At 70.1% G+C, this 15,819-nt stretch carries 13 protein-coding genes; 4 read left to right on the top strand and 9 right to left on the bottom strand.

Features of this window, described 5'->3' with window-relative positions:
• Window positions 1-52: 52 nt before the first annotated feature.
• The 4 genes from AC07O4_RS06685 to AC07O4_RS06670 all read right to left on the bottom strand — a co-directional run bounded on the left by AC07O4_RS06685 (window position 53) and on the right by AC07O4_RS06670 (window position 4,429).
• A complete protein-coding gene (locus AC07O4_RS06685) occupies window positions 53-742 on the bottom strand; it encodes a helix-turn-helix domain-containing protein (protein ID WP_495304077.1) in 690 nt (229 codons plus the stop codon).
• 40 nt (window positions 743-782) lie between these two features.
• Complete coding sequence (locus tag AC07O4_RS06680; protein WP_495304075.1) at window positions 783-1,904, bottom strand: SLC13 family permease; 1,122 nt, start codon at window positions 1,902-1,904, stop codon at window positions 783-785.
• Window positions 1,905-3,458 carry a class I adenylate-forming enzyme family protein gene (locus AC07O4_RS06675; RefSeq protein WP_495304462.1) on the bottom strand — a complete coding sequence of 518 codons (1,554 nt, stop codon included), beginning with the start codon at window positions 3,456-3,458 and terminating at the stop codon, window positions 1,905-1,907.
• A gap of 86 nt (window positions 3,459-3,544) precedes the next feature.
• Entirely contained in the window at window positions 3,545-4,429 is an 885-nt protein-coding gene (locus tag AC07O4_RS06670) for a LysR substrate-binding domain-containing protein (RefSeq protein WP_492732581.1), read from the bottom strand.
• Between the two features lie 175 nt (window positions 4,430-4,604).
• Here AC07O4_RS06670 and psrA point away from each other — a divergent pair, with 175 nt between their 5' ends.
• The 4 genes from psrA to phnY all read left to right on the top strand — a co-directional run bounded on the left by psrA (window position 4,605) and on the right by phnY (window position 9,901).
• Complete coding sequence (gene psrA, locus AC07O4_RS06665) at window positions 4,605-5,699, top strand: iron-containing alcohol dehydrogenase PsrA (RefSeq protein WP_495304073.1); 1,095 nt, start codon at window positions 4,605-4,607, stop codon at window positions 5,697-5,699.
• Between the two features lie 114 nt (window positions 5,700-5,813).
• On the top strand, window positions 5,814-7,130 hold the full coding sequence (locus AC07O4_RS06660) for an MFS transporter (RefSeq protein ID WP_095747023.1): 1,317 nt from the start codon (window positions 5,814-5,816) through the stop codon (window positions 7,128-7,130).
• A gap of 44 nt (window positions 7,131-7,174) precedes the next feature.
• Window positions 7,175-8,422 carry a phosphonoacetate hydrolase gene (gene phnA, locus AC07O4_RS06655; RefSeq protein WP_495304072.1) on the top strand — a complete coding sequence of 416 codons (1,248 nt, stop codon included), beginning with the start codon at window positions 7,175-7,177 and terminating at the stop codon, window positions 8,420-8,422.
• A 21-nt stretch (window positions 8,423-8,443) separates the two neighbouring features.
• The gene (gene phnY, locus AC07O4_RS06650) at window positions 8,444-9,901 is read left to right on the top strand and encodes a phosphonoacetaldehyde dehydrogenase (RefSeq protein ID WP_495304070.1); all 1,458 of its coding nucleotides are present in this window, start codon (window positions 8,444-8,446) and stop codon (window positions 9,899-9,901) included.
• Window positions 9,902-9,978: 77 nt separating this feature from the next.
• Here the strand turns inward: phnY and ispC are convergent, their stop codons facing one another.
• From ispC to ispH, 5 genes are all read right to left on the bottom strand, one after another.
• Window positions 9,979-11,226 (bottom strand): 1-deoxy-D-xylulose-5-phosphate reductoisomerase, encoded by a 1,248-nt coding sequence (ispC, locus tag AC07O4_RS06645; RefSeq protein ID WP_495304069.1) that lies wholly within the window; start codon window positions 11,224-11,226, stop codon window positions 9,979-9,981.
• 10 nt (window positions 11,227-11,236) lie between these two features.
• Window positions 11,237-12,541: a flavodoxin-dependent (E)-4-hydroxy-3-methylbut-2-enyl-diphosphate synthase gene (gene ispG, locus AC07O4_RS06640; protein WP_495304068.1), complete on the bottom strand. Its 1,305-nt coding sequence runs from the start codon at window positions 12,539-12,541 to the stop codon at window positions 11,237-11,239.
• Between the two features lie 77 nt (window positions 12,542-12,618).
• On the bottom strand, window positions 12,619-13,608 hold the full coding sequence (locus AC07O4_RS06635) for a terpene synthase family protein (RefSeq protein WP_070063787.1): 990 nt from the start codon (window positions 13,606-13,608) through the stop codon (window positions 12,619-12,621).
• Window positions 13,609-13,643: 35 nt separating this feature from the next.
• Window positions 13,644-14,792: a Rieske 2Fe-2S domain-containing protein gene (locus AC07O4_RS06630; RefSeq protein WP_216360110.1), complete on the bottom strand. Its 1,149-nt coding sequence runs from the start codon at window positions 14,790-14,792 to the stop codon at window positions 13,644-13,646.
• A gap of 55 nt (window positions 14,793-14,847) precedes the next feature.
• Window positions 14,848-15,798, bottom strand: coding sequence for a 4-hydroxy-3-methylbut-2-enyl diphosphate reductase (gene ispH / locus AC07O4_RS06625; RefSeq protein WP_495304066.1), 951 nt, complete (start codon window positions 15,796-15,798; stop codon window positions 14,848-14,850).
• Window positions 15,799-15,819: the final 21 nt, after the last annotated feature.

Raw genomic sequence — 15,819 nt, 5'->3', positions numbered from 1 at the left:
TACGCGCGGCGCTCGTCGCGGCCCGACGGTGCGTCGTCGCGCAACGACGGAGTCAGCGGCGCAGCGCGGCCGTGAGCGCCGACGGCGACCGGTAGCCCGTGCGGCGCGCCGTCTCGGCCACGCTCAGGCCTTCGAGCCGCAGCTCGCGCGCGTGGGCCAGCCGCAGCGTGCGCAGCCAGAGCATCGCGCTCTGGCCCTGTTCCTCGCGGCAGCGCTGTGCGAACTGGCTGGGGCTCAGGCAGGCGACCTCGGCCAGGTCGGCCACGCCCAGCGGCCGGTGCCAGTTCGCCTGCGCCCAGGCCGCGAGGGCCGGCCAGTCGATGCGGCGGCGGCGCGTGTCCGCGACCGACGGGGCGGCACCCCAGGCCTCGAGCAGCAGCGCCGGGCCGTGCTGCAGGGCGAGCGCCGCGTGCTGCGGTTGCTGCAGGCAGTGCGCAAGGTAGCGGGCCAGCGCGTGCAGCCGGGGCGCATCGGCCGGCGACTGTTCGACGCAGCGCGCCCACGGGGCGTGCGGCGTGTCGAGCACGAGGCAGACGCTGCCGCCGCGCCGGGCCTCGAAGTCGTGGCGGTCGCCGGGCGCGACCACCTGGGCCTGGCCCGTGCCGATGCCCGAACCGCGGCCTTCGACTTCGATCTCGAGCACACCGTCGAGCCCGAGCAGCACCTGGAAGTGGTCGTGCGCGTGGCTGCCGCGAGATTGCGTGTAGTCGCGCAACGAGAGGACGGGGGCGGAGGTGTTCATGACGAGGAACCGATTGTCCGCGCCGCCCCGCCGCCTGTCATCACCCCAGCCGCAGCAGCAGCGCCGAGGCCGCGCACACCAGCAAGAACGGAATGCTGATGCGGTGGAACTCGCGCGGCCCGTGCGGCAGCTTGGCCAGCCGCAGCGCGATCAGGTTGGCCAGCGAGCCCAGCACGCAGCCGAAGCCACCCACGCTCACGCCGGCCGCCAGCGCGGGCAGGTCGTGCACGTAGCGGTCGAGCAGGATCGCCGCCGGCACGTTGCTGATGACCTGCGAGGCGGCAATGGCCGCCAGGTAGGCGCGCCAGCCCTCGCCGATGGGCCAGTGGCCCAGCAGCGCCGCGATGGCGGGCAGCTCGGCGGCCTGGCGCAGGTCGACGAACATCAGGGCGATGATCGCCAGCAAGGCCCAGTCGATGCCGCGCAGCACGCGCGGGTAGGTGAGCAGCAGCACGCCGAACACCGCGCCCAGGCCCGGCAGCAGCCAGTGGCGGTCGAGCGCGACCACGAAGCCGATGAAGAGCACGCCGGCGAGCGCCAGCAGGCGCGGCTGCACGGGCGCGGCCTCGGTCTCCTCGCGCAGCGCGATCGGCGTGCGCGGCACCAGCCACCACACGGCCACGAAGAGCCAGAACAGCATGATCGCCACGGTCGGGCCCATCATGGCCATGAAGCCGAAGAAGCTCTCGCCCGAGCGGTGCCACAGGTACAGGTTCTGCGGGTTGCCGATGGGCGTGAGCGCCGAGCCCGCGTTCACGGCCAGCGCCTGCAGCACCACCAGCCGCGCCAGCGGCAGGTGCGCCTGCACGGCCAGCACCCGCGTGAGCGGCACCAGCAGGAACAGGCTCACGTCGTTGGTCACCAGCGCCGACAGCAGCGCGGCCGTGGCCGTGAGCGCCATCGCCAGCCCGCGCTGGCTGTGCGTGTGGGCCAGCAGGCGCCGCGCGGCGGCCTGCAGCATGCCGCTCTTCTCCACGCCCTGCGTGATGGCGAGCAGGCCCGCCAGCGCGCCCACGGTCTGCCAGTCGACCAGCCGCAGCCAGTCCATCGGCGCGCGCGGGCGCACGAAGGCGAACACGACCGCGACGGCCACGAGCACCCACAGCAGGCCGTTGCCACCGCCGTGTTCGGGCGGGGCGGTGTCGGTGCTTGCGGCGCTCACTCAGGCACTCAGGTCGCGCAGCTCGCGCTTGAGCACCTTGCCGATCGCGCTGCGCGGCAGCTCGTCGATGAAGCGCAGGCGCGCCAGCCGCTGGGTCTTGCCGACCTGGGCGTTGGCCCACTGCAGCAGCGCCTCTTCGGTGGTGGTGTCGCCCTCGCGGCGTACCACGAAGGCCGCGGGCGTCTCGCCCCACTGCTCGGACGGGATGCCGACCACCGCCACGTCGGCCACCGCCGCATGGCCGCGCAGCACGCCTTCGAGGTCGCTCGGGTAGATGTTGAAGCCGCCGCTGATGATCATGTCCTTCTTGCGGTCGAACAGCGTGAGGAAGCCGTCGGCGTCGAAGCGGCCCACGTCGCCGGTGCGGATGAAGCGCTTGCCGGTGGCGTCGAACCACTCGGCCTCGCGCGTCTTCGCGGGCTGGCGGTGGTAGCCGGTCATCATGCCGGCCGAATGGCCCACCACCTCGCCGGCCACCTCGGTGTCGCCGCGCGGCAGCTCGTTGCCTTCCTCGTCGATCAGTCGGATGTCGCTGCCCGGCGCGGGCTGGCCCACGGTGTGCAGCTTGGTCGGGTTCAGGTGCGCCTCCAGGATGCAGGTGCCGCCGCCCTCGGTCATGCCGTAGAACTCGACCAGCCCGCCCGGCCAGCGCTTGAGCACGTCGGCCTTGAGCGCCGCGTTGAAGGGCGCGCTGGTGCTGAACTTGTGGCGGAAGGTCGAGAGGTCGTGCGCGTCGAAGCGCGGGTGCGCCATCAGGCGCTGGTACTGCACCGGCACGAGCATGGTGTGCGTCACGCGGTGCTTTTCGGCCAGCTGCAGGTAGCCCAGCGCGTCGAACTTGGGCATCAGCACCACGCAGCCGCCGAAGGCGAGGGTGGGGAAGAACACCACCAGCGTGGTGTTGGAGTACAGCGGCGTCGACAGCAGCGTGACCGTCTCGGGCCCGTACTCGTACTTGGCGCCGCGCTGGATGTGCGACCAGCGCATGCCGTGGCCCTGCACGATGCCCTTGGGCTCGCCGGTGGTGCCCGACGAATAGATGATGTTGAAGGCCCAGTCGGGTTGCACCTCGACGGGCTCCGGCTTCGCGCCGGGCGCCGCGAGCCAGTCGTCGAGCGCGCGGCCGACGTTGGAGCCGTCGAGCGCGATGTGCGGCAGGCCGGTGGCCTGCGCGGCGCCGACCACCTCGGCGGCCGAGGCGTCGGTGAACAGCAGGCGCGCGTCGGCGTCGGTGATCATGCGCGCCAGGCTGGCGGGCGCCGAGCCGGGGGCCAGCGGGGCCACCGCCACGCCCGCGCGCAGCGCGCCGAGGAACACGGCGGCGTAGGGCACCGACGAGGCGGCGCAGACGGCGATGGCGTCGCCGGCGCGCAGGCCGTCGCGCTGCAGGGCGGCGGCGATGCGGTCCATGAGCGCGTCGAGCGCGCGGTAGTCCAGCGTCTGCTGGGCATCGGCCAGCGCGGGGCGCTCGGGGGTGTGCTGGGCGTGGAGGCGGACCAGGTCGGCAAGGGTGCCGAAGTCGCGCGCGGCGGCGTCCTGGAGGGCGGGGTGCAAGTTCAAGGTCGATCCTTCGTCTGGGGCCAGACGGCAGGATAGCGAAGAAGCCCGCCGCGGGGTGTGCCGCCCGCGACGAAACCCGATCAGCCGGCCGTGTCGTCGCCCTGCTGCGCCACCTCGAACAGCGCGCGGATCAGCGGCCGGTCCTTGCGCACCGCCAGGCAGCACAGCGAGTAGCTGATCGACAGCTCGTCGTCATCGATTTCCACCATCTTCAGGCCGGGCAGCGGAATGCACTCGATCTGCGTCACGAAGCCCACGCCCATGCCGTTGGCCACGGCGTGCAGGATGGCCTCGCGGCTGTTGATCTCCATCACGCAATTCATCTGCACGCCCTGCTGCGCGCAGGCGCGCTCCACGCGGTGGCGCGTCTTGGAGCCGGGTTCGCGCAGGATCACCGGCTCGCCTGCGATGTCGCGCGTGGCGATGGTGCGTTTCCTGGCCCACGGGTGCTTCGCGGGCACCACGGCCACGATGCGCTCCACGCGGTACGGCACCTGGTGCAGGCCTTCGATCTCGGGCGGCTCCACGAGGATGCCCACGTCGATGTCGAAGTCCTGCAGCCCGCCGAGCGTGGAGGCCTCGGAGCCGATCGACACCGTCAGGTCGAGCCCGGCGTGGCTGCGCTTGAAGCTGCGCGCCAGCTCCAGCGCGATGGGCGGCGACACCGCGCCCACGCGCACCAGCCCCGTGCGCAGCTTGTGGGCGCGCTGCAGGAACTGCATCGCCTCTTCCTCCTGCCCGAACAGGCCCTGTGTGATCGCATACAGCTGCTCGCCCGCGGCCGTGAGCCGCACGGCGCGCCCGCTGCGCAGGAACAGCTCGACGTTGAAGCGCTCTTCCAGCGCCTTGACCTGGTCGGTCACGGTGGGCTGGCCGATGTGCAGGTAGCGCGCGGCCGTGGTGAAGCCGCCGGTCTTGGCGACGGCGTGGAAGCAGCGGATCCACTTGTAGTACTGGTGAAACATGGGGCGATCGTGAGGGGCGTGCGCCGAGCCTCCCTCAGATGCGGCGCCGGCGCCTATGCAGGCTTTCCCGAAGGCATCCATCGGTTTTGGACGGGTTGCACGCGCGAAATGCGATTGGACGCCCCGGCACGCCGCTTCGACACTGCGGCCCAGACAGAAACCGGAGACAAAAAACATGCCCCACGCCTACCGCAACCCCGTGTCCATTCATTCCGGGCGAGGCAGCCTCGCACGGCTGCCCTCGCTCCTGGCGGGGCGCCGCGTCGCCCTCGTCACCTTCCCCGAGGCCCGCGGCCTGGGCCTGGTCGATCGCCTGCAGGCGCTGCTGGGCGACGCGCTCGTCACCGTGATCGACGACGTGCGCCCCAACCCCGACGTCGCCCACCTGCGCGACCTGTACAACACCTTCTGGCAGTCGGACGCGCCCTGCGACGCCATCGTGGCGGTCGGCGGCGGCAGCGCCATCGACACGGCCAAGGCGCTGATGGTGGGCACGGCCAACGGGCAGTTCGACGAACTCGTTGCGCTGCTGGCCACCGGCAAGCCCTTCGTGCCCGCCAGCGTCAAGCCGCTGATCGCCGTGCCGACCACCGCCGGCACCGGCAGCGAAGTAACGCCGTGGGCCACCATCTGGGACGCCGGCAACCAGAAGAAATACTCGCTGCACCTGGACGCCACCTGGCCCGAGGCCGCCATCGTCGACCCCGAGCTCATGCTCTCGGTGCCGGCGGGCACCACGGTGTCGACGGGGCTCGATGCGCTCTCGCACGCGCTCGAAGCCATCTGGAACGTCAACGCCAACCCGGTCTCCGACACCTTCGCCGTCTCGGCCGTGCGCGACATCTTCGACTGCCTGCCGGCGCTGCTCAAAGACCTGGGCAACCTCGAGCTGCGCGAGCGCATGGCGCTGGCCGCGCTGAAGGCCGGCATGGCGTTTTCCAACACCAAGACGGCGCTGGCGCATTCCATCTCCTACGAGATGACGCTGCGCCACGGCCTGGCCCACGGCATCGCCTGCTCGTTCACGCTGCCCCTCGTGCTGGAGAAAGCCTGGGCCCGCTCGCCCGACCGCGACCGGACGCTGCAGCTGCTGTTCGGCACCGACCTGGCGACCGCCACGCAGCGACTGCGGGCTTTCCTGCAGGGGCTTGGCGTGAAGACCGAGTTTGCCGACTATGGCGTGGCGGACAGCGAAGCGGCGGCCATGATCGCGCGCGCCATGGACGGGGCGCGCGGCAAGAACTTCATCGGCGCGGCGGCGTTGGCCTGACAGGCAGGGACTGCGCAGCGAGACAAGACAGAGACAGCCAGACACGACAGACAGCATGCCGGCCATCGAGCCGGCCCCACGGGCCCCACGCCCGTCAAGACAAGGAGACATACCATGCAAGCGGCCAATCCCATCCTGCAGGCGGGCACCTACGCACGCCCCCTCGACAACTCGTTCCGCAAGGCGCAGTGGCGGATGCTGCTGGCGGCCATGTTCTGCTACTTCTTCTTCTACACGGGGCGCCAGACCTTCGGCTTCGCCATCCCCGGCATCCAGAAGGAGTTCGGCCTCTCCAAGGAAATGCTGGGCTGGGCCTCGACCTCGCTGCTGTGGTGCTATGCCGTCGGGCAGGCCATCAACGGCAACCTGGGCGACAAGTTCGGCGGACGCCGCGTGATGACCGCCGGCGCCATCCTCTCGTGTGCTGCCAACTGGGTCGTGAGCTTCGCGGTCGGCTTCAAGAGCCTGGCGATCCCGTGGGGCATCAACGGCTACTTCCAGGCCCTGGGCTGGGCGCCGGGCAGCCGGCTGCTGTCGAACTGGTGGGGCGCTGGCGAACGCGGCAAGGTCTATGGCTTCTATGTGTTCGCCGCCGGCTGCGCCTCGGTGCTGTCGTTCGTGACCTCGATCATCGTCGTCAACGTACTGCACCTGGACTGGCGCTGGATCTTCCGGCTCCCCGTGCTGCTGATGCTGGTGGGCGGCATTGCCTTCTATCTGATCGCCCGTGAGCGGCCGGAAGACCTGGGCTTCAAGTCGCCCGATACCGGCGTGGCCAACAACAACCCGCAGGAAGCCGAGAAGGCCGGCGTGGCCGACGGCGAGCCGCAGGAAAGCTCCTGGTCGCGCTACAAGGCCGTGCTCAGCAACCCCAAGCTGATGATCGCCGCGCTGGCCATCGGCTTCCAGAATGCCGCACGCTACGGCCTCATCGTCTGGGTGCCCGTTCACTTCCTGGGCAAGGACTGGGCCAAGGCCGCCGACGGCATGATCGACCCGGCCTGGATCTCGGTGGCGCTGCCCGTGGGCATGGCCTTCGGTGCGCTCACCAACGGCTGGATCTCCGACAAGGTGTTCGGCTCCAAGCGCTACAAGGCCATCGTGCTGTACATGCTGCTGGGCGCCATCGCCTCGATGGGCATGTACCTGCTGCCCACCAGCATCCTCGGCCTGGGGCTGCTGTTCCTGGCGGGCTTCTTCGTCTACGGCCCGGCCTCGTCGTTCTGGGCCCTGTGCCCCGACCTCGTGGGCGCCAAGCGCGCCGGCACCGCCACCGGTGTCATGAACTTCTTCTCGTACCTGCTGGCCGGCCTGGGCGAACCGCTGATCGGCCGGATGCTGGACCACTCGGGCAGCACCTCGGTGGTGTTCCCCATCGTCGCGGCCAGCTGCCTCATCAGTGCCTTCATCGCGCTGTTCATCCGCCGCTGAAGCCCGCGCACCGACACACCCAACTTGCCAAGGAGCATCTCTTCATGAAATCCGACTCACTCGAAGTCAACGGCCGCAGCTACCGCTGGATGGTCCGCCCGGTGGTCGTCGTCTGCGTCGACGGCTGCGAGCCCGCGTACCTCGACGCGGCCATTGACGCCGGCGTGGCCCCGTACCTCGAGGCCATGCGCAAGGACGGCGCCGACCTGCTGGCCGATTGCGTCGTGCCCTCGTTCACCAACCCCAACAACCTGTCGATCGTGACCGGCGCGCCGCCCGCGGTGCACGGCATCTGCGGCAACTACTTCTTCGACCGCGAGCTGGGTCAGGAAGTGATGATGAACGACCCCAAGTACCTGCGCGCCGGCACCGTGCTCGCGGCCTTTGCCGACGCGGGCGCCAAGCTCGCGGTGGTCACGGCGAAAGACAAGCTGCGCAAGCTGCTGGGCCACAAGATGAAGGGCATCTGCTTCTCGTCCGAGAAGTCGGACCAGGTGACGATGGAAGAGAACGGCATCGACAACGTGCTCGACATGGTCGGCATGCCGGTGCCCTCGGTCTACAGCGCGGAGCTGTCGGAGTTCGTGTTCGCCGCCGGCGTGAAGCTGATGGAGTCGCGCCGCCCCGACCTGATGTACCTGTCAACCACCGACTACGTGCAGCACAAGGCCGCACCGGGCAGTCCCGCCGCCAACGCGTTCTATCAAATGATGGACGGCTACCTTGCGCAGCTCGACGCATTGGGCGCCACCATCGTGCTCACGGCCGACCACGGCATGAACGACAAGCATGGTGCCGACGGTTCGCCCAACGTCATCTACCTGCAGGACGTGCTCGACGGCTGGTACGGCCCGGACCGCGCGCGCGTGATCCTGCCGATCACCGATCCGTACGTGGTGCACCACGGCGCGCTCGGCTCGTTTGCCACCGTGTATGTGCCCAGCGAGGACGAGGTGCCCGGCTGGATCGACCGCATCCAGCGCATCCCCGGCATGCAGCTCGTGCTCTCGCGCAAGGAGGCCGCGCAGCGTTTCGAGCTGCCGCCGGACCGCATCGGCGACATCGTGGTGGTGAGCGAGCAAAGCACCGTCATCGGAACCTCGGCCACGCGCCACGACCTCACGGCGCTCGAAGTGCCGCTGCGCTCGCACGGCGGCGTGTCGGAGCAGAAGGTGCCCTTGATCTGCAACCGCCCCGTCGCAGGCGTGGCGAGCACGCGCCGGCTGCGCAACTTCGACGCACTCGACCTCGCACTGAACCACGCCCAAGGCCCGCTGGTGGCCGCCGCCTGAACTTATTTGACGGAGCATTCCATGAGCAAGTCCGACCATGCCGCCCTGAAGACCGGCACCGTGTACCGCGAGGCCCTGCGCATCGCCGGCGAGAAAGTCCACCGCGACCGCACCATCGAGGTCACCTACCCGTACACCGGCGAGGTGATCGCCACCGTGCCCAAGGCCACGCTGGACGACGTGCGCAACGCCCTGCGCATCGCCCGCGACTACAAGCCCACGCTCACGCGCTACGAGCGCTACAAGATCCTCATGCGCGCCGGCGAGATCATCGCCTCGCGCCTGGACGAGATGTCGCGCACCATCACGCTCGAATCGGGCCTGTCGCGCAAGGACTCGCTGTACGAAGTGGGCCGCGCCTCCGACGTGCTGCTGTTCGCCGCCAACCAGGCGCTGGTGGACGACGGCCAGGTGTTCTCCTGCGACCTCACGCACCACGGCAAGAGCCGCAAGGTCTACACGATGCGCGAGCCGCTGCTGGGCGCCATCACCGCCATCACGCCGTTCAACCATCCGCTGAACCAGGTGATCCACAAGGTGGCGCCGGCCATCGCGACCAACAACCGCATCGTGCTCAAGCCCAGCGAGAAGACGCCGCTCACGGCCTTCCTGCTGGCCGACATCCTGTACGAGGCGGGCCTGCCGCCGCAGATGCTGTCGGTGCTCACGGGCGACCCGAAAGAGATCGCCGACGAGCTGCTGACCAATGCCGACGTCGACCTCGTCACCTTCACCGGCGGCGTGCCCATCGGCAAGTACATCGCGGGCAAGGCCACCTACAAGCGCCAGATCCTGGAGCTGGGTGGCAATGACCCGATCATCGTGATGGAAGACGCGGACATCGAGGAGGCTGCCACGCTGGCTGCCAACGGGTCGTACAAGAACTCGGGCCAGCGCTGCACAGCGGTGAAGCGCATGCTGGTGCACGAAGCCGTGGCTGATCGTTTTGTCGAACTGCTGGTCGAGAAGACCCGCGCGCTGAAGTACGGCGACCCGATGGACCCCGACACCGACATGGGCACCGTGATCGACGAGGCAGCTGCGAAGCAGTTCGAGGCCGTGGTCAACGAAGCCATCGCCGCCGGCGCCAAGCTCCTGTACGGCAACGAACGCCGCGGTGCGCTGTACTCGCCCACCGTGCTCGACCACGTCGACCCCGAGATGACCGTCGCCAAGCACGAGACCTTCGGCCCCGTGTCGCCGGTGATCCGCTTCAGGAACATCGACGAGGCGATCCGCATCTCCAACGGCACGGCCTACGGTTTGTCGTCGTCGATCTGCACCAACCGGCTGGACTACATCACGCGCTTCATCCGCGAGCTGAACGTGGGCAGCGTCAACGTGCGCGAGGTGCCGGGCTACCGCCTGGAGCTCACGCCCTTCGGCGGCATCAAGGACTCGGGCCTGGGCTACAAGGAAGGCGTGCTCGAGGCCATGAAGAGCTTCACCAACACCAAGACCTATTCGCTGCCATGGTGAGCGGCGCGGCGCACGAGGCGCATGGCGCGTCGCGCGCCGTGCGTGAGACCCCGCCGCCGATGGCGTTGGCCGTCGCGCTACAGCCGCGCGCCCGCGCCTTCGTCCAAGGTGGTCGACACGGAAGGCGAGACCACAGGCGATGCAGATCGCAACGCCGCGCGCTGGATCGCCTGACCCGCGAGCACACGCGCATGCGCATCGGCCGCGAGGATGTCGTCGAGGTTCTCGTGCGCAGATGCGGGCGCGTGTTGCAGGCAGTCTTCCACCACGTGCGCAATGTCGGTGTAGCGCAGGCGCCCGTTCAGGAACGCATCGACCGCCACTTCGTTCGCCGCATTGAGCGTGACGCTGGCCGCGCACCCCTCGCGCTGCACCTCCAGCGCCAGGCGCAAGCAGGGAAAGCGCTTCAGCTCGGGCGCGGCGAAGCTCAGGTGGGCGAGCTGCAGGAAGTCCAGCGGCGCCACGCCCGAGTCGATGCGCTCGGGCCAGGCCAGCGCGTGCGCGATCGGCGTGCGCATGTCGGGGCGGCCCAGCTGCGCCAGCACCGACTGGTCGGCATAGGCCACCATCGAATGGATCACGCTCTGCGGGTGGATCACCACCTCGATGCGCTCGGGCGGCATCGCGAACAGCCAGCGCGCCTCGATGGTCTCGAGGCCCTTGTTCATCATCGTCGCGGAGTCGACCGAGATCTTGCGGCCCATGCGCCAGGTGGGATGCGCGCAGGCCTCGTCGGGCGTCACCCGGTCCAGCGCCTCCAGCGGGCGGTGCAGGAACGGCCCGCCCGAGGCGGTGAGCACCAGCCGCTGCACGCCCGCGCCGCCGGCGGGCGCGCCCGCCAGGCACTGGAAGATCGCGTTGTGCTCGCTGTCCAGCGGCAGCAGCGTGGCGCCGTGCGCGGCCACCGCGCGCATGAACAGCGCGCCGGACATCACGAGCGCCTCCTTGTTCGCCAGCAGGATCTTCTTGCCCGCGCGCGCCGCCGCCAGCGACGACAGCAGCCCCGCCGCGCCGACGATGGCCGCGACCACCGTGTCGCAGCCCGCCGACTGCGCCACCTCGCACAGCGCCTGCGGGCCGTGCATGACCTCGGTGCGCAGGCCGGCCGCGCGCAGCCGCGCCTGCAGCTGCATGGCGTCTTTCACCTCGCCGACCACCGTGACCTCGGGGCGGAAGGCGACGCAGTGCGTGAACAGCTTGTCGAGGTTGCGGTGCGCCGTCAGCGCATGCACCGTGAAGCGGTCGGGGTGGCGCGCCACGAGGTCGAGCGTGCTGTCGCCGATCGACCCGGTGGCGCCGAGCAGGGTGAGGCGTTGCGTGGCCATGGCGATGCCTTCAGACGGCCGCGATCGGCACGACGCGCTCGCGCGACGACGGCTTCATCCACGCACCCAGCCGCTCGCTCGCCTCGGCATCGGCGCCGTAGCGCGCGGCCACGTAGGTCTCGACCAGCCGCGTGAAGTCGTCGGCGATGTGCTCGCCCTTGAGCGTCAGCGCGCGTTCGCTGTCGATGTAGACGGGGGCCACGGGCTGCTCACCCGAGCCCGGCAGCGAGATGCCCAGGTGCGCGAGGCGGCTCTCGCCGGGGCCGTTGACCACGCAGCCCATCACGGCCACGTGCATGTCTTCCACGCCCGGAAAGCGCACGCGCCAGGCCGGCGCCTGCGCGTGCAGCCAGCCTTCGATCTGGCTGGCCAGCGACTGGAAGAAGGTGCTCGTGGTGCGCCCGCAGCCGGGGCAGGCCGTCACGCTGGGCGTGAAGGCGCGCAGCCCCATCGATTGCAAAATTTGCTGCGCCACCAGCACCTCGCGCGTGCGGTCGCCGTTCGGCTCGGGCGTGAGCGACACGCGGATGGTGTCGCCGATGCCCTGCTGCAGCAGCACGCCCATCGCCGTGGCCGAGGCCACGATGCCCTTGGAGCCCATGCCCGCTTCGGTCAGGCCCAGGTGCAGCGGGTAGTCGCAGCGCGCTGCGAGCTCGCAGTACACGGCGATCAGGTCCTGCCCCTGGCTCACCTTGGCCGACAGCACGATGCGATCGGGCGGCAGGCCCACGTCTTCGGCGCGCGCGGCGTTCTCCAGCGCCGAGACGATGAGCGCCTGGCGCATCACCTCGTCGGCCGGCTGCGGCTGCGGCTGCGCGGCTTGCGCGTTGACGTCCATCAGGCGCGCCAGCAGCGCGGGGTCGAGGCTGCCCCAGTTCACGCCGATGCGCACCGGCTTGCCGTGGCGGCAGGCGATCTCGATGAGCTGGCAGAACTGCGCGTCGCGCTTGTCGCCCCGGCCCACGTTGCCGGGGTTGATGCGGTACTTGGCCAGCGCCTGCGCGCAGTCGGGGTACTGCGCGAGCAGGCGGTGGCCGTTGAAGTGGAAGTCGCCCACCAGCGGCACGTGCACCTGCTGGCGCGCGAGCGCGTCGCGGATCGGTGCGACCTGCGCGGCGGCCTCTTCGTTGTTGACCGTGAGGCGGACCAGCTCGGCCCCCGCGCGGGCGAGCGCCGCCACCTGCGCCACGGTGGCGGCCGCGTCGGCGGTGTCGGTGTTGGTCATGGCCTGCACGGCCACGGGGGCGTCGCCGCCGATGCGCACCGCACCGACGCGCACCTGCCGCGAGAGGCGGCGTGCGACGGGCGGTTTCATGGCGCGGCCTTGCCGACGCGCGTTGATGATCCGGGCATGGTCGAGGCTCCTTGGTCCATCGTGGCGGCACCCTGGCGCTACGGGCGGTCGAGCACGACGTGGCGCGAGCGCGTCCAGTCCCAGCCGTTGCCGCGGCTGTCCACGTAGCGGTCGTTCTCCAGGATCCAGCGCAGGTTGCCGGCGCACATCAGGCCGAAGCTGTCCAGGTACAGGCCGAAGCGATCGGCGTCGGGGCGATGGGCGTAGCGGCGGCGCAGCAGCTCGCAGGCGTCGACGCGCGTGCGGTCGGCCTCGCGGATGCGCTGGCAGAGGATGTCCGCGGCCTCCTGCGGGCTGTGGCCGTGCGCCATGCGCAGGCTTTCCATCGCGTTGAGGGTCACGCCCACGGCATGCTCCTTGTGATGGGAGAGCAGGTCGTTGACCAGCGCGACGTGCTCGTTGGTGGCCAGGATGGCGCGCTGCAGGTCGGCGTCCTGCGCCAGCAGCTCGGTCAGGTCCAGGTCGTAGATGAACTCGGAGACCGGGAAGTAGGGCAGCAGCCCCGTGTTGGGATGGCGCAGCGCAAGAAACTCGTCGTACGGCAGCACCTTGCCTTCGGCCACCAGCCCGGCCTCCACTTCCACGCTGTCGAACCAGGCCTTCCACTCCAGGCAATAGCGGCGGTAGACCTGCGGCGACATGGACTGCCTGAGCCGGCCGAAGATGTCCGCGGCCGCGCGTGCCAGCGGGTGGCCTTCCAGCAGCGCGACGTCGCCGTCGCCGCACACCGCGTGCCGGCCCAGCGGCATGTCGTCGATGGCCAGGATGAGGCCCGTCACGCACGAGGTCAGGAAGATGCGGTCGGCCGAGCCGATCGGAAACAGCAGGCAATCCCACATCGGAAGGTGCAGGCGCAGGAATTTCAGCCGCGTCGCTTCGTCCGGAAACGGCAGGAACTCGCGGCCCCAGGCGGCATTGCGCTCGTCGATCACCGGGTAGTCGGTGTGGATCTTCGGGGGCACGCTGCAGAACATCTCCGGGATATGGAAGCTCACTTCGGGAAAGACGATGCGGTCGGGGTAGTTCATGGTGGGGTTCCGGTGGTCTTGGGGTGGGCCGTGGGTCAGGAAACGGGCGCGAGGGGCTCTGCCGATGCACCGGCGGCGCCCGCACCCGAGGCCGCCGACGAGACCGGCGGCACCGGGCGGATGGGAAAGACGCGCTTGTCGGTGGACGACGGCGGATAGAACCGGGCAGACCAGCGCCGGAACTCCGCAATCCCGCGATCGCCCCGGAGCAACTTGGGACGGCCGAGGAAGGCGCGGGCGTTCCAGATCGGAAAGTCGATCTGGGCAAAGCTGGCCAGCCAGCGCTTGGCCACCGGACCCAGCAGCGCATAGGCGGCCCGTCGCAGCGGCCGGGGGAGGCGTTCGAAGAGCGCGAGCTCAAAGGTGTCGATCCAGCTCATGGTCCATTCCATGGGCGCGGTGGGCGTGGAGTACAGCATCGTGATCACGCGAAAACCGATGCGGGACATCTCGCTTTCCGCCTGCACATGGCCCATGCCGAACTGCCGCATGCGCATGCGCATCGGCTGCCCGTGCCAGCGCGCGGTCAGCAGCGTTTCCATCCAGCAGTCGCCCACCTCGTAGGTCGCGGCGGTGTCCGTCAGTCCGTGGAGCCAGCCGAAATGCACCTGGTCGACGCTGTTCTCGCCAGTGTCCTGGGGATAGCCGCGCATCTCGTGGCTGCTGTGCTGCGGCGGCGATGCGAACGCGCTCAGGTCGCGCTCGGGCACCTCCCAGTTCGGCGGCCGGTTCTCGTGGTCCGCCCACACCATCACCGCGCCGTTGACTTCCTTCGTGTAGCGCAGCGTGAGCGATGCATCGGGAGGCGTGGTGCCCTGCCCGGTGCGCACGCAGCCGCCCTCGGGGCTGAACGCCAGTCCATGGAACGGGCAGACCAGTTCCTCGCCCTGCACCTTGCCTCCCACGCCGAGGTGGGCCCCCAGGTGCGGACAGTAGGGGTCGATGGCGCAGGCGCGCCCCGCGGCCGTCCGGTACAGCACCAGGTCCTGGCCCATGAAGGGCACGGTGCGCACGGTGCCCGGTGGGAGGTCCCGGCTGAAGCAGACCGAGAACCAGCCGTCGGGGTAGGGCAGCGGTGCGCGTGTTTCACCCACGGTGCTGCGCCTGTTCGATGGCATGCCGCCGGATGCGGGCGGGGCGACGTCGCTGGCCGTGGCCTGGGGGAGGGCTGCAGTTCTCGTCATCATCTTCTCCGTTGACGGTGGGCGTGCGCGGGCGCGGCGATGCGCGCACCCGGCGTCATGGCGTGGCCACCTCGGCGGCGGCCTCCGCGGCGAGTTCGGCCGGCAGCCGGAACACCACGTGCTCCTCGCGCCCGGGCAGCGTCAGCAGTTCCACCTCGGCCAGCCGGCGCAGCGCGGCGACCACGTCCTGCACCATGGTCTCGGGCGCCGAGGCGCCGGCGGTGACGCCCACCGCGCCGGCGTCGCGCACCCAGTCGGGCTTGAGCTCGCTGCCCTGCGCGATGAGGTAGCTGCGCACGCCGGCCTGCGCCGCGATCTCGCGCAGGCGCTGCGAGTTGGAACTGTTCTGCGCGCCGACCACCAGCACCACGTCGACCTGCTGGCTCAGTTCGCGCACGGCCGTCTGCCGGTTCTGCGTGGCGTAGCAGATGTCGCGCGTGTCGGGCCCGACGATCTGCGGAAAGCGCCGCTGCAGCGCGTCGATGATGCCGCGCGTGTCGTCCACCGACAGCGTGGTCTGCGTGATGTAGGCCAGCGGCGTGTCGGCATCGAGCACCAGCGCGTCCACGTCGGCCTCGGTCTGCACCAGCGTGACCGGCGCGGGAATCTGCCCCAGCGTGCCGGTCACCTCGGGGTGCCCGGCGTGGCCGATGAGGATCAGCGCATAGCCCTTGGCGGCATAGCGGCGCCCCTGCTCGTGCACCTTGGTGACCAGCGGGCAGGTGGCATCGATCGCGCGCAGGCCGCGCGCGCGGGCTTCTGTTTCCACCGCGCGGCTCACGCCGTGCGCGCTGAAGATCGCGACCGCGTCGGTGGGCACCTCGGCGAGTTCTTCGACGAACACCGCGCCCTGCGCCTTCAGGCCGTCGACGACGTGCTTGTTGTGGACGATCTCGTGGCGCACGTACACCGGTGTGCCGTGGCGCCGCAGCGCGTGCTCCACCGTGTCGATGGCCCGCACGACGCCGGCGCAGAAGCCTCGGGGCTGGGCAAGGATGACGCGCATGGTGGGAGCTCCTGGTGGGGG

It is taken from the genome of Variovorax sp. GW821-FHT09D04 (assembly GCF_059416405.1).
The sequence above is the reverse complement of the archived record's forward strand: the minus strand, read 5'-3'. Positions and strand labels throughout refer to the sequence as shown.